Source organism: Lentzea rhizosphaerae (assembly GCF_042649515.1).
Taxonomy (GTDB): domain Bacteria; phylum Actinomycetota; class Actinomycetes; order Mycobacteriales; family Pseudonocardiaceae; genus Lentzea; species Lentzea aerocolonigenes.
This window is the reverse complement of the sequence record NZ_JBHRZI010000036.1, coordinates 1-17,734: the sequence shown is the minus strand read 5'-3', so window position 1 is coordinate 17,734 and position 17,734 is coordinate 1. Positions and strand designations below refer to the sequence as shown.

Below are 17,734 nucleotides of genomic sequence, written 5' to 3'. Positions count from 1 at the left end.
GACCTGCGTGGACGAGTTCGCGGAGGCGCTCCGGACGGCGATCACCAATCGCGGTCTCGGCCTCGAACGCCTGCGCGAACACCTCGCGCAGCACGGCGTGTCGGTGTCGATGGCGACGCTGAGCACCTGGCAGACGGGCCGCAGCCGCCCGGAGCGGCAGAAGTCGCTGCAGGCGGTCGTCCACTTGGAACACATCCTCCAGGTGCCGCCGGGCCACCTCTTCGAGCTCCTGGGCTCGCCGCGTTCGCGGGGCCGGTGGCTGCGCAGGGCCCCGGAGCCGATGTCCACGTTCTGGCCGGACACCTCACCGGTCGAGGACGCGATGCAGGACCTGGACACCCAGTGGGACGACCAGCTGATCCGGGTCAGCCAGCAGGACTTCGTGACGATCGGGGCGGAGCGGACCGAGAAGTCCTTCCGCTCGCGGCAGGTGCTGTCCGCGTCGATGAACGGGCCCGACCGCTGGGTCGTGATCATGCACAGCGACGACTACGACCGGCCGTTGCCCGCGGTGCGCGCCCTGAAGAACTGCGAGATCGGGCGGCTGGTCGAGGACGAGGCACGGGGTTTCCTGGTGGTGGAGCTGCTGTTCGGCCGCGTGCTGCGCAAGGGCGAGAGCATCGTGATCGAGCACGAGCTCGTCAACCAGGACGAGGACCTGAGTCCGCTCGCCTTCAGCTACGAGCGCAGGTTCCGGCTGCCCACGCGGGAGTACGTGCTGGAACTGACCTTCGAGGGGGCACCACCTGCCTCCGTCGTGCAGCTCGCCGACGACTCGCCCGTCGAACCGAGCGGGACACTCTTGGACGTTGCCCTGGACGTCCAGCCGGGGGTGCGCGGTTTCCGCTGGGACTGGTGAGGTCAGGACCTCGCGCTGAACCCTCGCGATGACGGGACCAGCGCGGCGGCCGCGGGAGCGGCGAAGCAGATCACCGCGCAGGCGATGAGCACGGCGCTCGTGCCGAACTGGTCGATCGCGGGCGCGATGAACGCCAGACCGACCGGCGCCAGGCCGTACGACAGCAGGAAGTCCAAAGAGGACACACGGGCCAGCTTGCCCGGCTCCACCTCGCGCTGGGTCGCGGTGAACCAGGGCACGTTGAACAGCTCGATGCCGATCCCCGTCACGGCGTACGCGGCGATCAGGACGAACGGGTGCACCGGCAACAGCAGGAACAGCGGTATCAGGCCGTAGCAACCGAGCCCGGCCAGCGCGGCCCACCCCGCTGCCCGAGGCCGCCAGCGGGCGATCAGCACCGCACCCAGCAGGGCACCGACGGTGTACGCGGTCGTGGCGGCCGCCAGCACCGCCTCCGTGTCGTAGCGATCCCTGCTCACGACCGGAAGCAGGACGGCCGACGCGGAATAACCGGTCGCGATCACCACGGTCAGCGCGCTGAGCCCGGCGAGGAACCACGGGTGGCGGCGCGCCTCCCTGACGCCCTCGACGAAGTCGGCGACGAACCCCGCTCGGGTGGCATCGGCCTGCACCGGCCTGCCGTTGCCCCCGGGTGGCACGAGCGCGGCCAGCAACCACACCGCAGCCGTGACCGCGAGCAACGCGCGGGCGTCCACCAGCAGTGACGCCAGTGCGGTGAGGCTCGGCGCGACCAGCGTGGTCACCCGCACGGCCAACGTCATCGCGGCGTTGGCCTGCTGCCGTCCGGATTCCGGCACCACCTCGGCCACGAGCGCCTGGAACGCCGGGCGGCACGCGCCCTGACCGGCGCCGACGATCGTCGCCGCGACGGCCATCAACAGCAGCGACCTGCCCATGCCGAGTGCGATGACCGGTGTCACGACCGCGGCCGTGAGACAGGACCAGAAGACCACGACCCGGCGGGCGTACCGGTCGGCGAGCACACCTGCCACAGGCACCGCGGCGAGGAATCCCGCTGTTCTGGTGGCCAGCACGACACCCAGTTCGACGGCCGTGATCGAACGTTCGAGCACGGCCAGGCCCAGCACGAACGGCAGGGCCCACATCGCGAGACCCGAGGCTGTCGTGCCGGTCCACAGACGGAGGAACGCGGTGTTCCGGAAGACTGACGGTGGCGCCGCTTTCTCAGTCACCGGATCAAGATCTCACCTGAGCGCACACAGCACAACGGACGGGCACACCCCCTTGCGCCATCCGGGGGATGTACCCGTCCGTTGTGGACGGTCAGTCGATCTTCTCGATCTTCGCGTTGCGGATCAGGAACTTGCCGGGCTCACGCACCTGTTCGAAGGCCGCGTTGTTCAGCAGCGCGCAGCTGCCGGACACGGACGCCACCTTGACGGTGGTGGACTTGTTGTTGTCCAGGTTGGTGACCTTCAGCGTGGTGCCGACGGGGAAGGTGCCGCTCGACGCAGCGGGCGCGCCGCCCTCGCCGGACAGCGTGACGGTCGAACCCTGGCAGACCTGCTGGCCGGCCGCGCCGCCACCGTTGTTGTTGCCCTGGTTCGCATCGGGCTTCGGTGCGGGCTTGGTCGTCGTCTGGCCCTGACCGGCGTTGTTGCCCTGGTTCGCGTTGCCCTGGTTCGCATTGCCCTGGCCGGCGTTGGCCGCGCCGCCGTCACCCTTGCAGCCCGCCGCCTCGCGTCGCTGCTGGATGAGGTCGACCACGGCCTGCCTGTTCGCGATGCGGGCCTCGGACTGCGCGTCCGGCTGGGCCTTCTGCCCCGCGATGAAGTTCAGGTTGTTCTGCAACGCCTTGTCCAGTCCGCCGCAGTCCTCGCCGGACGTCGCCGCCTGGCCCTTCTCTGGCTGCGCCTGGACGTTGTTGCCACAACCAGCCGCCGCACGCCGCTGGTTGATGAGGTTGACGACCGCCTGCCGGTTGGCGATGCGGGCGTCCGACTGCGCGTCGGGGTTCGCCTGCTGACCAGCGATGAAGTTCAGGTTGTTCTGCAGGGCGGTGTCCAGTCCGCCGCAGTCCTCAGCCGCGTTCGAGTTGGTGCCGCTGAAGGCGAAGATGCCACCGGCGACAGCAGCGACCGCGAGCATGGCGCCCGCGCCGATCATGGCGGGCTTGCGGTGTCGAGCGCCCATTCGATTCTCCTCGGGGGGTCGATCGGTGTTGTACCGATGACTACGGGGAGGTCACGGAGGGGGTTCAAATCGGACTAGACCACAGGCGTTTTAAATCCGTTTAAGGTTTTCCGAGCCTGATGATCTTGCAGGTCAGACGTCTTTTCGAAGGTTTGCAAGCCCGTTTGACACATGGTTCGTGAATGGACAGATCAAGGCCGTACCAGTGGGCGCACTGGTCTGGTGCGAGGCCATTCGGCGGCGGTGCCGTTCGACTGGATTCGATTCAGCGCGGCTTCGCCGTTCGACAGCGGTCAGCGCCCGTTCGTCCGGCCTTGCTGCGCACAACGGTGGCTTGCGGCTCCCAGCCGGAGGGCAGTTTGCTTGTCTGATGCGAAGACTTGTTGGCGTCCTGGGGATTTCCGCGGCCTTGGCGATGAGCGGCACCGGTGTGGCCACCGCCGCCGCGTGGACGTGGATAGGTCCGTATCCGACGATGGCGGAGTGCGAGATCTCCGAACAGGGCTTCCGGGACGCCGGTCACCTGACGGCGGGATGCGGCTATCGCGACCTCGCGTACCCGTGGCAGGACGGCTACTACTTCCCCGCATGGCCCGTCGAGTGAAGTCAGTGAAACAGCCTGCTACATCCGGTCCAACAAACGGGCTCGTGCCACTTCCAGGTGCGCGGTCATGGCGTCACGAGCCCCGTCCGAGTCCCCGGCCACCAGCGCGTCCACGATCGCGCGGTGCTCGGTGATGGTCTGCACCCCGAACGGCTGCTGGAAGTTCAACCGGAACAGGTGCAGGTGGCAGTGCGTCTTGGCGAACGACTGGAGCACGGCGTCGTTGCCCGCGATCCGCAGGATGAGCTCGTGCAGCCGCTGGTCGTGCGCCGTGAGGTTCTTGTAGTCGTCGTAGGCGTCATCGGCGGGAGCCGCCGGACAGGTCGCCAGCTCCTCCTCGATCAGGACCACGTTCTCCGGCGTCATGCGGGCCGCCGCCAGAGCCGCGGACGGCGGCTCCAGCAGCAGGCGCAGGGCGTAGAGGTCGTCGACCTGCTTGCGGTTCAGCAGGTCCGTCACGCGGTAGCCGCGCAACGGCAGCCTGCTGACCAGCTCCTCCGACTCGAGGCGCGCGAGGGCCTCGCGGACCGGTGTCGGGGACACGTCGAGCTGGCGCGCGATCTCGTCGATGTTGACGCGGGCGCCCGGCGCGATGCCGTCGCTCATGATCAGCCCGCGGATCTGCTCGTAGACGTCGTCCGCGAGCACGCGCCTGCTCGGTATCCGCAACACCACTCCTCCGTCAGTTCTTGGCCAGTATCTCCTGGCTGACGCGTTCCATCTCGGCGAACACGTCATCCGAGCGCTGGCCGCCGAAATAAGCCTCGAACAACGGCTGCTCGGCGGACTGCACGGCCGAACCGTTGGCATAAGCGGTCGACGGGTACAGAACACCGTCTTTCACGTACTGGTTGAAGACCGTGAGGTCGACGCCCTGGGACTTCATCGAGGTCACGGTGTTGTCCATGGCGGCGGGAATCGACGGGAAGAACGTGCCGGAGGCGCCCGCCTTGGTCTGGCACTCCTCGCTGCCCATGTAGCTGACCCACTTCCAGGTCAGGTCCGGGTTCTTGGTACCGGCCCAGATGTTGTTGCCGTTCGAGTTGGAAAGAACCGAACGCTTGCCCTCGGGCCCGAGCGGCGTCGGTGCGATGCCCACGGGCACGCCGGGGATCTTGCCGAACGACGGCGCGGACCACGACCCGCCGATGGTCATCGCGGTCTTGCCCGAGCCCACCAGGTCGATGTCGGAGATGGTCGACTGGTTGCCGGTCGTGAACGTGCCGAGCTTCGGCGAGAAGCCGCGCTCGGTCAGCGACGTCACCCACTTCATCGTCTTCACGAAACGCGGATCGGTGAAGTTGAACTTCGTGGGCCACTGGTCCTTGTCGCCCATCTTCCAGCCCAGCGTCGAGACGAGCGGAGCCCAGGTCGTCTCGCCGATGAAGCTGCGGCCGGCGATGGCACCGACGCCGTAGGTCGCGATGGCGTTCTTGTCGAACCCGGGCTCGTCGCCGCGCTTGCCGTTCTTGTCGATCGTCAACCTCGCCACGATCTTCTCGAACGTGCCGCCGTCGTCCGGGTTCCAGGTCATCTTCGCCACGTCGGCCTCGGCGATCCCGGCCTTCGCCAGAGCGTCCTTGCTGTAGTAGATGCCGGCAGCCGCCCAGTCCAGCGGCAGCGCGTACTGCTTGCCGTCGGTGAACTTCCACGTGTCGACGCCGACGGAGTACTTCTTCAGGTCCACAGAGGACTTCGCGATGAGGTCGTCGAGCGGCATCAGTTGGTGTTGACCGGCATAGGCCTGGAGGAACTGCACGGAGTTCTGGAACGCGTCCGGCGCGGTGCCCGCGACGAAACCTGCCGTGAGCTTCGTGAAGTAGTCGTCGACGTTGTAGCGGGTGATCTTCACGTCGGTGCCGGGGTTGGCGGCCTCGAACGCCTTCTTGCACTCGCCGTAGGCGACTGCCTGCTTGTCGTCCCAAGTCCACCAGTTCACGGTGTTGCCGGAGCCCGTGTCGGAACTCCCGCAACCCGCGATCACCAGTGCTGTCACGGCTGCCAAGGCGGCGATTTTCATGGCATCTCCAGTTGCGAGCGGAAGGCGTCGAGTGCGATGTCGAGGTCGTCGGAGCCGCCCGCCTCGTGGGCGCTGTGCTCCCAGATCTGGATCTGCCGCGGTCCGGCGTAGGCGTGGTAGGCGCCGAACACGGTGGACGGCGGCACGATGTCGTCCATCAGGCCGATCGAGAACCAGGCGGGGGCGACTGCTCGAGCGGCGAATCCCACACCGTCGAAGTAGGACAGCGTCGGGAAGACGTCGGTTCGCCGGTTCTCGGCGATGTAGGTGGTGAGCTCGGTGTAGGGCGGGCGGCCGCAGACGTTCAGCGCCCTGCGGAAGTCGCACAGGAACGGTGCCTGCGCGTGCACGGCGGCCAGGTCGGGCACCAGACCGGCGACGGCCAGCGCGATCCCGCCACCCTGGCTGTTGCCGATCACGGCAACCTCCGGGGATCCCAACGCACGCACGGCATCCACCGCGCGAACGGCGTCCGTGAACACGCGGCGGTAGAAGTACGTTGAGCGGTCGGCGATCCCTCGGGTCATGAACCCCGCGCCACCGCGTTGATCCCGCACCTCGACCTGCAGGTGGGCGAACCCGGCGCTGGCCCAGGTCAGGTTCTCGACCGCGCTCCCCCGGTTGCTGCCGTACCCGTGGTACTGCACGACGGCGGGCAGGCCGGTCTCGCCTTCGGGGGTCCGCAGCCAGGCGCGGATCCGGTCGCCGCCGAAGCCGGAGAACGTCACGTCGTAGACGTCCAGCGTCCGCAACGGCGTCTCGACCGGCACCGCCTCGACCTTCAACGGAAACGAACGAGCCTCGGCCAGCGTCGAGTCCCAGAACGAGTCGAAGTCGTCCGGCCGCGTATAAGAGCTGCGGTACTCCCACAGCGCGTCGAGGCCGAGGTCGGTCAGCACGAAATCCTCCCGCGCACGTCCACGACGTCGTTCACCACGACCTCGGTCAGCCCTCCGCCGATGCGCACCGGCACGACCTGCGCGGCGTCACCGGACAACCGCCGCACCCGCACGGACACGAACCCGTCGTGCCAGGTCACGTCGACCGCCAGCCCGCCGCGGCAGCGCAGGCCGCGAGCCGAGCCGCGCGACCACCCGGACGGCAGCGCGGGCAGCACGTCGATCACGCCGGTGTGGCTCTGCACCACCACTTCCGCGAGAGCCGCGGTGAAGCCGTAGTTGCCGTCGATCTGGAACGGCGGGTGCGTGCTGAACAGGTTCGGCAGCAGGCCGCCCCACTCCGAGCCGTCGAACGGCGCGTCGCGGTGCCGGTCGCCGGTGAACGGTTGCGAGGCCTCCGACAGCAACGACTTCACGGTCTCGCCGTCGCCCAACCGGGCTCGCAGCGCCATCTTCCAGGCCCACGACCAGCCCATCGCGCCGTTGCCGCGCCGGTCCATCGAGGCCACCGCGGCGTCGCCCAGCGGGGTGCCGGCGACGATCTGGCCTAGCGGGTACACGGACACCAGGTGGGACAGGTGCCGGTGCGTCGGGTCCTCCTCCGGCAGATCTTCGACCCACTCCCCCAGCCGCTCGCCGAACACCGGCACCGGTCGCAGTCGGGGCAGAGCGGCCGAGATCTCGGCGACGATCGGGTCGGCTCGGCCCGAAGCCAGTGCCAGCGCCAGGGTCCGTTCGAACACGGCACGGATCAGCACCACGTCCATGGTCACGGACCACGTCAGCGCCTGAGGTTCGCCGTCGACGAGGAACCAGTTCTCCGGCGAGGTCGACGGGCACGTGTCCAGGTAGCCGTCCGGACCTTCGACCAGCCAGTCGAGGCAGAACTCCGCACAGCCGCGCAGCAACGGCCACGCACGCTCCAAAGTGGACCAGGTGCGGGCGAAGTCGTAGTGGTCCCAGGCGTGCTGGACGAGCCACGCGCCACCCATCTGCCAGATCGCCCACGACGGCGCGCCGTGGCCCATGCCGACCGGCAGCGACCAGCCCCACGCGTCGGTGTTGTGGTGCGCGACCCAGCCACGCGAACCGTACAACTCCCGCGCGACGTCCGCCCCGGTCACCGCGAGCTTCTCCAGCAGCTCCAGCAACGGTTCGTGGCACTCGGCGAGCCCGGTGACCTCGGCCGCCCAGTAGTTCATCTGCGTGTTGATGTTGATCGTGTAGTTCGACGACCAGGCGGGCCGCAGCTCGCCGTTCCAGATGCCCTGGAGGTTCGCGGGCGGCGCGCCGGGCCGTGACGAGGAGACCAGCAGGTAGCGGCCGAACGCGAACAGCACCGAGGCGATGAGCTGCTCGCCCTTGCCGGACAACAACTCCGGCACGTCGACGATCTCGGGGACGTCGCCGAACGTGACCTCGCACGCGTCCATCAACGTCATGTGGGTGCCGTGGCGTTTGCCTGCCCACCCCGACTCCGCCGTCGTGGAGCTGGTCAGAGTCAGCAACCAGCGGTCGCTCTGCCGGATCTCGACCGACACCGTGCCGCGCTCGCCCGAGCCGTAGACCGGGGCCTCGACCTGAGGTTCGTGCTTCGGCGCGGAGTCCACCGGAATCTCGATCACGAGGTTCAGGCCGTCCCGCGAGACCTCGCGCAGCGGTGTCGTCAGCTCGACGTCGACCGGCACCGCGCCGACGATCTCCACGCAGAGCGCCGTTTCCGACGCCCACACGCGCCGGACGACCTCCGCGCCGTCGATCGTCAGCCGCTCGGTGACCACGCCCGTGCTCAGGTCCAGGGTACGGCCGTGCGACTCACCCTCTGGCAGCGTGATCCACAGATCCACATACGGCAGGAACGTCTGGCTGTACGGGCCCTCGAACGACATCAGCAGCTCGGTGGCCCGTTCCAGATCACCGCCGAAGATCGCGGCACGCACCTCAGCAAGTCGTTCCGGACCAGCACCGGAAGCCAGCACGTCGGCCAACGCGAGAGAAGGCCCGTCCGCCGTGCCCGACCACACCGTTGCGTCGTTCACCTGCACGCGGGACCGGCCGGCCCCGCCGAACACCATCGCGCCAAGGCGTCCGTTGCCCACGGGCAACGCCTCGGTCCACTCCGCCGCTTCACGCGGCCAGTGCAGTCTCACTTGATCCCCGTGAAGCCGATGGAGTTGACCAGCCGCCGCCCGAAGACCACGAACAGCAGCAACATCGGCAGCGCCGCGACCAGCGTCGCCGCCATCAGGCCCGCCCAGTCCAGCGACGCCTGCGGTGAGGACTGCTTGAACACCGCCAGCGCCAGGGTGAGCGGGCGGACCGACTCGTCGTTGGTGACGAGCAACGGCCAGAAGTAGTCGTTCCACGTCGTGATGAACGTCAGCAACGTCAGGGTCGCCATCGGCGCGACGCTCATCGGCAGCACGATCCGGAAGCACACCCGCAACGGCCCGGCGCCGTCGATGATCGCGGCCTCCTCGACCTCGTTCGACAGCCCCAACATGAACTGCCGCAGGAAGAAGATGTTGAAGGCGGAGAAGAACGCGCCCGGCAGGATCATGCCGCCGAACGTGTTGAGCAGTCCCAGGTCCTTCATCAGCACGAAGTTCGGCAGCAGCGTGAACACCGACGGCACCATCAGCGCGGTCAGCAGCACACCGAAGACGACGTCACGGCCCTTCCAGCGCAATCGCGCGAACGCGTAGGCCGCCAACGCCGAGAACCCGACCGTGCACAAAGTCAGCAACCCTGCGTACACAACGGAGTTCCACAGCGCCAGAGCCAGGTCGATCTTGGCGCCGGAACCGCCCTCCGCCGCGGCTTCCGCCGGTGTCGCGAGGCCGAGAGCCCGTTTGAACGGACCCCACGTGAAGTCCACGGGCAGCAACGACGACGGGTCCGTCGACATCGCGAAGTTGTTGGACAGCGCGGTGCGCACGATCCAGTAGAACGGGAAGATCGTGATCAGCAGGACGACGATCAGGTAGCCCCAGGCCGCGCCCCTGCCGAGCTTCATCGGAAGAGTCACCCGCAAGCCTCCTCAGTTCGTGTCCGACTCACCCGCACGGGCCATCCGCAGCTGCGTGAAGGTCACCGCGACGAGCAAAAGGAACAGGGCGAGCGACATCGTTGCGGCGTAACCGAAGTCGAACTGGCCGAACGCCTTGTCGTAGATGTACATCTGGAGCACGAGCGACGCGTCCGCCGGACCGCCCTTGGTGCTGACCTGGACGATGTCGAAGACCTGGGTCGCGCTGATCACGTTGAGGATCACGACCATCACCAGGATCGGCCGCAGCAGCGGCAACGTCAGCGAGCGGAACATCTGCCACTCCGACGCGCCGTCGATCCGGCCGGCCTCGTAGATCGACGCCGGGATCGTCTGCAGGCCGGCGAAGATGAGAACCGCGTTGTAGCCCATGGACTTCCACACGTTCAACGCGGCCAGTGTCGGCACCGCCCAGCCGCCGGAACCGAAGAACATGACGGGCTCGTCGGTGACCCACGTGATCAGCTGGTTCACGATGCCGAGCTGCGGGTCGAGCATCCACGTCCACACCAGCGCCGTGACGACACCGGAGATGAGGAACGGCAGGATCATCAGCCCGCGGACCGTCGTGTTGACTCCCAGCCGGTGCAACACGACCGCGGTGACGAGCGAGACGCCGACGCCCAGCACCACCGACAGCACCACGAAGTACGCGGTGACGCCGAGCGAGTGCCAGAACCTGCCGTCGCCGACCAGCTCCTGGATGTTCGCGAGCCCCGTGAACACCGGCGGGGTGAGGATGTGGAACTCGGTGAAGCTCAGGTACACGCCGCGCAGCATGGGGTAGGCGAAGAACACGCCGAACCCGAGGATCGCGGGCGTGACCAGCAGCCACGCGACCCAGGTGTCGTTGCGGCGCGAGGCGGGGCCTGGGCGCCGCCGTGTGGGCGGAGGCGCCGCGGTGACAGGTCTGCGCACGACCTGGGCGCTGGAGTCCTGCACGGTTGTCACCACGACGCCTCCTGTCTGAGAAGGGTTAGATGCGGATGCTGTCGACGTCGAACACGGAGTCGTCGGGGTTGCCGAAGCGAATCGTGTTGTTGCCCGCCAGCAGGTAGATCGGCACGGTGACCTTCTGCGGCGCGTTCCAGTTGTCGTCGTTGGACCCGGCGACGGGCAGCTTGAAGCTGGTGCCGTTCACCGTGACGACGCCGGTCCGGCTGGAGCTCGCGTCGATGTAGGACAGCTCGACGAGGTAGGTGCCCTCGCGCGGCACGGTCACGGTCGGCATGGTGAGAACACCGCTGCCGCCGATGAACCCGACCTTGTTGCCGTTCGAGCACGCGCAGCCGTAGACGGTCGCGCCACCGGCGACGCTGCCCTTCTCTGCCTCGTACGTCACGGATTCGTTGGGTGTGACGAACGAAACCGGCTTCGAGCGACTGCCGTTCTGCACCACCGTGAACTCGTAGGAGGTCGACGGGGTCAGGCCGGTGACGGTCGCCTTGGTGTCGGTGGTCGTCGCGACCTTCTTGTTGCCCGCGTAGACGTCGTAACGGACGCCGGACTTGCCGTACCACTTCAGCGAGATGCTCGTCGGCGTGGCACCGGTGCCCTGGACGACGCCGGGAGCGACGGCCGAGCGCGGAGTGATCTTCAGCAGCTTCGTGCCGTGCACCGGCAGGTCCGCGGTGAACGAGCCCTTGGCCTGACCGACGTCCTTGCGCTCCCAGACGTCGCGGACCTTGGCGTTGCCGGAGATCCCGAGCTGGGCGAGGTCCGCGGTGACGCTCGCGGGCTTCGAGCCGAGGTTGAACAACGCCACGGTGTAGCTGCCGTCGGCGTTGCGGGCGTACCAGACCTGTTGGTCGGAGAACTGGTCGACCGGACGGGCTGGAATCCCGGCCTGGTTGATCGCGATGACCTCGTCGTTGGTGAGAAGCCTGTAGCCGAAGTCGTCGATCTTGGTGAGGTCGTCGCCCATGTACAGCGGTGAGCTGGAGATCGCCCACAACGTCATGTAGCTGCGGCGTTCGGCCTCGGTGATGCCGTCCATCTCACCGTTGCCGACGGCGAGGCTGTCGAGGTTGTTCCACCGGCCGGGGCCCGCGTCGTCGATCCACTGCACGACGTCGTTCCACCGCTGCTTCACCGACTGGTTCCAGGTGACGAGCGTCGGGCAGTAGCACTCGACGTCGGTGTCGACGCGCCAGCCGTTGGTGTTGGCCTTCCACACGTCGGCTTGGCGGTGGCTGAGCGCCCACGAGATCAGGAACTGGATCGGGCGGCCGGTGGCTTTGAGCGCGGAGTTCCACGCCTTCACGTCGTCGGTGTTGTCGTAGTTCTCCCCGCCCCTGAAGCTGCCGGGGCCGACGCCGTCGAGCTTGAGGAAGTCGACGCCCCACCCCGCGAGCACCTGCGCGATCGAGTCGATGTACTTCTGCGAGCACGGGTTGGCGAAGTTCATCTTGTAGGCCATGTCCCACCCGTTGGTCTTGCGCAGGTCCGGGTAGACGAGGTCCTTGGTGGTGCAGCCGGGCGCGTTGTAGATCGGCGTCTTGCCGTCGTTGTAGGCCTTGAGGTCCAGGCCGACCGCCAGGTACGAACCGAACTTGAGGCCCTTGCCGTGGACGTACTCGCCGAGCCACTTGAAGCCGTGCGGGAACTTCTTCGCGTCCACGACCGGCCGGCCGTACTCGTCGAACGAGCCGAGCCAGCCCGCGTCGACGTTCACGTGGTTGTAGCCGTGCGTCTTGAACTTCGCCGCGAGCACGTCGGCCTGGGCGAGGACGTTCTTCTCGTTCAGCCAGCTGGCGGGACCGTCCGGGTTCACCCCGGGGTAGTTGGTCGCCTGCAACGTCCAGCTGCTCCAGCCCATGTACGGCTTTTCACCCAGTACGGGGGCCTGCTGTTGTGCTTGGGCCGCCGGGACCGCGATCAGCGACGCGAGCAGACCGGCAACGACACCTAACGCTCTCAAGACCACTCCTTTGTGATTTTTCAGGCGACCCGGAGGTCTTCCATCGCGTCGCGGTCCCAGTCGATGCCGAGACCTGGCGTGTCAGGCGCGAGTGCGTGTCCGTTGTGGACGGTCAGCTCGCTCTTCGTGATGCCGCGCAACTGCGGGATGTGCTCGACGAACTTCCCGTTGGGCAGCGCGGCCGCGAGGCTGACGTGCAGCTCCATCAGGAAGTGCGGGCAGACGTCGGCGTTGAACGCCTCCGCGAGGTGCGCGACCTTGAGGAACGGCGTGATGCCGCCGATCCGTGCCGCGTCGACCTGGACGATCGAGGCGGCACCCCGTTCGAGGTACTCGCGGAACTGCGCCACCGAGTACAGCGACTCCCCCACCGCGATCGGGATGCTCGTGCTGCGAGCGAGCCGTTCGTGCCCGCTCACGTCGTCGGCGGGAAGCGGTTCTTCGAGCCACGCGAGCCCGACGTTCTTGAAGGCGTCCGCACGCCGGATCGCCTCGGCGCTGGTCATGGACTGGTTGGCGTCGACCATGATCGCGAACCGCTCGCCGACCGCTTCCCTGACGGCTTCGAGACGTTCGACATCCTCGGTCAGGTCGGGTTTGCCGACCTTGATCTTGATGCCCTGCCAGCCCTGCGCCGCCGTCTCCTTCGCGCCCTTGACGAGGTCCTCGGTGGACAGGTGCAGCCAGCCGCCCTCGGTGTCGTACAGCGGCACCTCCTGCCGGAAGCCGCCTGCCACGCGCCACAACGGTTCCCCGGCGCGCAGGCAGTGCAGGTCCCACAGCGCGGTGTCGACGGCGGCCAGGGCGAGCGAGGTGATCGCGCCGACCGTGGTGCTGCGCGTGCTCGCGAACAGGTCCTGCCAGATCTGCTCGATCCGGCGCGCGTCGGCGTCGACGAGCCGCGGCAGCAGGTGATCTTTGAGGAGGGCGAGGACCGAGCTGCCGCCCGTGCCGATCGTGTAGGCGTAACCGAGTCCCGTGAGGCCGTCGTCGGTCGTGATCTCGACGAAGACCGTCTCCTGCTTGACGAACTGCTGGACCGCGTCGGTGCGCAGCGTCTCGACGGGAACGTCGACCTGGAACGCCTCGGCACGCAGGACCTTTGCCACGCCAACTCCTCGGATCTCTGATCCTATAGGATATTTGACGGGGATTGAACGCTGAGGTTTCGAGGGTGTCAACCGTCGTTCGGCCACGCTCCCACGCTGGTGGGAGCGTTAAAAAGGGGGTGAGGCGACCGGTTCTTGTTCCGGTCCTCCGATGTTTGCAGCTCACAGCCGTGGTCGGCCTTGTTCAGGCGTGTTGGACTGTGAGTGAAGATGTGAGCGTTTCTGTCCGATTGTCAGCGGACAGGTCAGGCGGACTCCGCCGCCCGCTTCAGCCGCTCCAGCGTCGCCACGATGTTGGCCTGGTTCGTCACCGCGCGGTCCTTGACCCCGGTGGCGAGCACGGTGATCGGCTTGTACCAGCTCGGCCGGCGGTCCCAGGTGGACTCCGTGACGCGGCAGCCGTCCGCCGTCTGTTCGATGTCGTACTGCCAGCGCGACACCGGCATCCCGAGCGACTTCACCTCGAACGCGAACCGCTCGGCCGAGCAGTCGGTGACGGTGGACGTCGTCGGCCAGACCCGCCAGCCGCGCTTGTTGACGCCGCGGAAGCGCGCCCCGACGGACGGGCCGGACGTGCCCAGCCACTTGCCGCCCGCGTACTCCTCAGCGACGCCGCTCAGCCCTCGCAGATCGCTGACCAGGTCGAACACCCGTTGCGGGGTCGCGGCGATGTCGATGTGCGCGGAGGCGTCCGGCGTCATGCCGCCGAAGTTACTACGAGTAGGTTCGCTGCACCAGCCACTGCTCGACGGTCTTCGCGGACGGCACGATCGCCCTGGTCGTGGAGGGATCGGCCACGACGGGGTTCGCGTGCAGCCAGCGCCACATCTTCGTCAGGTCGTCGCCGACGAACCGGTGGAAGAGCCAGATCGGCATCGGGAAGCCCCGCGGCGCGCGGCCCGTCGCCTTCCGCCAGAGCGCACGGCACTCGTCGATGGTCCGCACGTCCGCGCACAGCGGGACTTCCACGCCCACGAACCGGCCCGGCTCGGCGAAGACCTTCGCCGCCACCGCACCCACGTCGTCGGCGCACAGCCACGGCAGCGGCCGGTCGACGCCGACCAGCTTCGGCATCAGGTGCCACATGGACACGGGCGGGTAGAAGTCCTTGTCCGTCATCAGTTCCATGAACGCCATCGGGCGCAGGACCGTCAGCGGCAGGCCGAGCGACTCCAGGTGCTCCCGCACGACGAGCTTGTTGTCCCACTGCCCGACACCGGTGCCCGGCACACCCGGTCCAGCCGACGCGTACACGACGTGCCGCACCCCGGCCTCGGCCGCGGCGTCGCCGACCGCACGTCCCTGCCGGACCTCGCCGTCGAGCCCGCTGATCATCGGGTTCTGGACGCTGAACACGCCCTGTGCTCCCGCCATCGCCGGGCGGAGCGTCGCGATGTCGTCCATGTCCGCCCGCACGACCTCGGCGCCGGAGGACGAGAGTGCGGCTGCTGCGGCCGACGCGGGATCACGCGTCAAAGCGCGCACCCGCCAGCCGTCCGCGAGCAGGTGCCGTGCGACCGCACCGCCCTGGCGGCCGGTCGCACCCGTGACCACGATCAACCCGGTGTCGTCCATCGCGGACCTCCTGGCTGTCTATCGCCAGGACGCGCCAACGGTTACTTCAGTTCGCGGATCGGTTCTCCGGCGACGAACGCGTGGACGTCCTCGACGGCCTCGCGGAAGTACGTGCGGTAGTTCGCCTCGGTGACGTAGCCGAGGTGCGGGGTGGCGAGGACGTTCGGCAGGGTCCGCAGCTCGTCGGTCAACGGCAGCGGCTCGACCTCGAACACGTCGAGCCCGGCGCCGGCGATCCGCCTCTCCCGCAGCACTTCCAGCAGGGCGGGTCCGTCCACGATGGCCGCACGCGAGGTGTTGACCAGGAACGCCGACGGCTTCAGGCACGCCAGCGCCGCCGCGTCGACCAGCCCACGGCTCCGCTCGCTCAGCACGAGGTGGATCGACGCGAAGTCGCTCTGCCCCAACAGGTCGTGCAGCCCGGACGCGAGCCGCACATCCTCGGCTTCGGTCCGATCGGGAGTAAGGTTCGGGCTCCACGCGACGACGTCCATCCCGAACGCCTTGCCGATCCGGCCCACCGCCCTGCCGAGGTTGCCGAACCCGACCAGGCCGAGCGTGCGGCCGGCAAGGTCCACGCCGACGGTGCTCTGCCACGGCCCGCCGTCGTGGAACGCCGCGTTCTCGACGACCAGGTGCCGGGCGAGGCCCAGGATCAACGCCCAGGTCAACTCGGTCGGCGGCGTCTTGGCGCTGCCGGTGCCGCAAACCGTGACGCCGTGCTCGCGCGCCGCGGCGAGGTCGATGGAGGCGTTGCGCATCCCGCTCGTGACCAGCAACCGGAGCTTCGGCAACCGGGCGAACAGCTCGGCCGTGAACGGGGTCCGCTCGCGCATGATCACTACGCACTCGGCGTCGGCCAGCGCCGGTGCCGGGTCGTCCAGGTGTTCGCGCAGCACGGTCACGTCGAGACCGGACCAGTCGGCGTTGGCGAGCGCCACGCCCTGGTAGTCGTCCAGCACCACACACCTCATGGACCCGATCATGTCAGAGTGGTGGCATGGGGGCTTTTCACCTGGCGCAGGCCAACATCTCGACCGGGCTGTGGGCGTTCGAGGTGTTGGACGTCGACGTGGGCGGTTCGGCGCGGTTCCAGCGGAGCGGTCCCCTATGCGGTCATGTCGCTTTGCGTTGTTGGTCGCTTTGGGTCGTATAACGAGCTTTGGTTGCGTCATCGCCGCTTCGCGACGATTGCGATTGGGGCTTGACTTCGGGGCCCTTGCGAGGCGCTCATCGGCCTTGAAAAGCCGGGCAATAAGAGCCCGGCCGATCCAACCAGCGTAGCACCTCGCTCCCAAAGTCAAGCCCCAATCGCAATCGTGCGTGGTCGCGTTTGTTGGTCGGCTCACCTCATTACCGGTTGCCCGATGACGCATAGCCCTGTCCGGCTCGGCTTCGCCATCGCGGTTGTTGGGTGCTCGGCTTCGGCTCCGCGAGATTGACTGCACTGGACGTGACCACGCAGGACGCTCATGCGGGATTACCTCTGCGGGACTAGCTCGCAGGATTGATCCCAGGGGATTGCCCTCGCCGGATTAGCCTCGCGGGAATCGCCTCGCGGGAATCGCCTCCCGGAATTGTCTCTACGCGGCTGTAGTACCACGAGGCAGGGGGCAACGACCGCCCCATGCCGCCGTTGGTTTCTCGGCGTTGGCGAGGGTGCCTGGGGTAGTCCGGCAGCGTTGGCGAGAGTGCCTGGCCGTGGTCGGGGCGGCCTTCATCGGCACCGCCTGGCCGTGGTCAGGCGGTGTTGATCAGGTTGCGTCTGGGCGTTCGCTGGGGGTCGAGCCAGGCCGGTGCGTAGAAGGTCGGGATGCCGGTGATCATCCTGACTTCCCACTTGCTCTGGTGGATCAGCGTGTGGTGCTGGCGGCACAGCAACACCGCGTTGTCGACCGAGGTGTCCCCGCCGTCGGCCCAATGCCGGACATGGTGGCCGTCGCAGTGCCGGGGCGGTCTGTCACAGCCCGGGAAGGCACAGCCACGATCCCTGAGAACCAGGGCCCGGCGGATCCGGGCGGGGAAGGTACGAGTCTTGCGGCCGATGTCCAGCGGCTGACCCTCGCCACCCAGTACGGCGGGGATGATGCCCGCGTCGCAGGCCACCCGGCGGAGCTGGTCGGCGGGGAGGTGCTCGCCGGTGTCCAGCATCGCCTCGCCCACCTGCTTGACCAGGTCCTCGTAGCGCATCGTCACCGTCATCGTGACCGGCTCACCGCCGTGCTCGGGCAGCTGGTCGGCGCGCAGCATCAACTCGATCAGCTCGGCCAGGGCGTCGCCTTCGCGCTGGGAGCGGGTGCGCGGGTCCGGGCCTTCGCCGGTGTCCGGGCGGGGCTTGGCCAAGGGATCGAGCAGTGCCTCGTACTTGGCGCCGGTGACCTTGTCCAGCTTGGCGCGGATCTCCAGCCGCCCGTTCTTCCACTGCATCGAATGCTCATTCGCAGGCGGCGGCGTCTGGTCGGGCTCGCGGGGCTCGGGGTCGTTCTGGTAGAGGGAGTAGGCGAGTTTCCCGCCCAGGGTGCGC

At 67.9% G+C, this 17,734-nt stretch carries 16 protein-coding genes; 2 read left to right on the top strand and 14 right to left on the bottom strand.

All coding sequences use genetic code 11. The annotated features are described in order from the left end of the window. Positions 1-7 precede the first annotated feature (7 nt). The gene (locus tag ACFOWZ_RS37705) at positions 8-859 is read left to right on the top strand and encodes an XRE family transcriptional regulator (RefSeq protein WP_382378738.1); all 852 of its coding nucleotides are present in this window, start codon (positions 8-10) and stop codon (positions 857-859) included. A 2-nt stretch (positions 860-861) separates the two neighbouring features. Here ACFOWZ_RS37705 and ACFOWZ_RS37700 read toward each other — a convergent pair whose 3' ends face one another. Together ACFOWZ_RS37700 and ACFOWZ_RS37695 are read right to left on the bottom strand one after the other, a co-directional pair. Then, positions 862-2,073 (bottom strand): MFS transporter, encoded by a 1,212-nt coding sequence (locus ACFOWZ_RS37700; RefSeq protein WP_382378737.1) that lies wholly within the window; start codon positions 2,071-2,073, stop codon positions 862-864. A 91-nt stretch (positions 2,074-2,164) separates the two neighbouring features. Continuing rightward, positions 2,165-2,800, bottom strand: coding sequence for a hypothetical protein (locus ACFOWZ_RS37695; protein ID WP_449280289.1), 636 nt, complete (start codon positions 2,798-2,800; stop codon positions 2,165-2,167). 604 nt (positions 2,801-3,404) lie between these two features. On the opposite strand from ACFOWZ_RS37695, the gene ACFOWZ_RS37690 reads away from it, so the two are divergent. Then, positions 3,405-3,638, top strand: a complete 234-nt coding sequence (locus ACFOWZ_RS37690) for a hypothetical protein (RefSeq protein WP_382378736.1) — start codon at positions 3,405-3,407, stop codon at positions 3,636-3,638. A gap of 18 nt (positions 3,639-3,656) precedes the next feature. On the opposite strand, the gene ACFOWZ_RS37685 is transcribed toward ACFOWZ_RS37690, so the two are convergent. The 12 genes from ACFOWZ_RS37685 to ACFOWZ_RS37630 all read right to left on the bottom strand — a co-directional run. Continuing rightward, positions 3,657-4,310: a GntR family transcriptional regulator gene (locus tag ACFOWZ_RS37685; RefSeq protein ID WP_382378735.1), complete on the bottom strand. Its 654-nt coding sequence runs from the start codon at positions 4,308-4,310 to the stop codon at positions 3,657-3,659. Between the two features lie 10 nt (positions 4,311-4,320). Further along, positions 4,321-5,658, bottom strand: coding sequence for an ABC transporter substrate-binding protein (locus tag ACFOWZ_RS37680; RefSeq protein ID WP_382378734.1), 1,338 nt, complete (start codon positions 5,656-5,658; stop codon positions 4,321-4,323). Continuing rightward, positions 5,655-6,557, bottom strand: a complete 903-nt coding sequence (locus ACFOWZ_RS37675) for an acetylxylan esterase (protein ID WP_382378733.1) — start codon at positions 6,555-6,557, stop codon at positions 5,655-5,657. The genes ACFOWZ_RS37680 and ACFOWZ_RS37675 overlap by 4 nt, the downstream gene beginning before the upstream one ends. Further along, positions 6,551-8,707, bottom strand: coding sequence for a glycosyl hydrolase family 95 catalytic domain-containing protein (locus tag ACFOWZ_RS37670; RefSeq protein ID WP_382378732.1), 2,157 nt, complete (start codon positions 8,705-8,707; stop codon positions 6,551-6,553). The genes ACFOWZ_RS37675 and ACFOWZ_RS37670 overlap by 7 nt, the downstream gene beginning before the upstream one ends. After that, positions 8,704-9,585: a carbohydrate ABC transporter permease gene (locus ACFOWZ_RS37665; protein WP_382378731.1), complete on the bottom strand. Its 882-nt coding sequence runs from the start codon at positions 9,583-9,585 to the stop codon at positions 8,704-8,706. The genes ACFOWZ_RS37670 and ACFOWZ_RS37665 overlap by 4 nt, the downstream gene beginning before the upstream one ends. A 12-nt stretch (positions 9,586-9,597) precedes the next feature. Then, a complete protein-coding gene (locus tag ACFOWZ_RS37660) occupies positions 9,598-10,560 on the bottom strand; it encodes a carbohydrate ABC transporter permease (RefSeq protein ID WP_382378730.1) in 963 nt (320 codons plus the stop codon). A 22-nt stretch (positions 10,561-10,582) separates the two neighbouring features. After that, entirely contained in the window at positions 10,583-12,526 is a 1,944-nt protein-coding gene (locus tag ACFOWZ_RS37655; protein WP_382378729.1) for an alpha-galactosidase D, read from the bottom strand. Between the two features lie 20 nt (positions 12,527-12,546). After that, positions 12,547-13,635: a mandelate racemase/muconate lactonizing enzyme family protein gene (locus ACFOWZ_RS37650; protein ID WP_382378728.1), complete on the bottom strand. Its 1,089-nt coding sequence runs from the start codon at positions 13,633-13,635 to the stop codon at positions 12,547-12,549. Positions 13,636-13,880: 245 nt separating this feature from the next. Then, the gene (locus ACFOWZ_RS37645) at positions 13,881-14,336 is read right to left on the bottom strand and encodes an SRPBCC family protein (RefSeq protein ID WP_382378727.1); all 456 of its coding nucleotides are present in this window, start codon (positions 14,334-14,336) and stop codon (positions 13,881-13,883) included. Positions 14,337-14,349: 13 nt separating this feature from the next. Next, positions 14,350-15,210, bottom strand: a complete 861-nt coding sequence (locus ACFOWZ_RS37640) for an NmrA/HSCARG family protein (RefSeq protein ID WP_382378726.1) — start codon at positions 15,208-15,210, stop codon at positions 14,350-14,352. Positions 15,211-15,251: 41 nt separating this feature from the next. Then, positions 15,252-16,184 (bottom strand): D-2-hydroxyacid dehydrogenase family protein, encoded by a 933-nt coding sequence (locus ACFOWZ_RS37635; RefSeq protein ID WP_382378725.1) that lies wholly within the window; start codon positions 16,182-16,184, stop codon positions 15,252-15,254. A gap of 766 nt (positions 16,185-16,950) precedes the next feature. Beyond that, positions 16,951-17,734 (bottom strand): HNH endonuclease signature motif containing protein (locus tag ACFOWZ_RS37630; protein ID WP_382378724.1); only part of this gene is annotated, 784 nt, incomplete at its 5' end.

What these genes read in the sequence shown, in the direction of transcription:
- ACFOWZ_RS37690 (WP_382378736.1), top strand. Translation starts at nt 3,405, where the DNA reads ATGCGAAGACTTGTTGGCGTCCTGGGGATTTCCGCGGCCTTGGCGATG.
- ACFOWZ_RS37680 (WP_382378734.1), bottom strand. Translation starts at nt 5,658, where the DNA reads ATGAAAATCGCCGCCTTGGCAGCCGTGACAGCACTGGTGATCGCGGGT.
- ACFOWZ_RS37645 (WP_382378727.1), bottom strand. Translation starts at nt 14,336, where the DNA reads ATGACGCCGGACGCCTCCGCGCACATCGACATCGCCGCGACCCCGCAA.
- ACFOWZ_RS37640 (WP_382378726.1), bottom strand. Translation starts at nt 15,210, where the DNA reads ATGGACGACACCGGGTTGATCGTGGTCACGGGTGCGACCGGCCGCCAG.
- ACFOWZ_RS37635 (WP_382378725.1), bottom strand. Translation starts at nt 16,184, where the DNA reads ATGAGGTGTGTGGTGCTGGACGACTACCAGGGCGTGGCGCTCGCCAAC.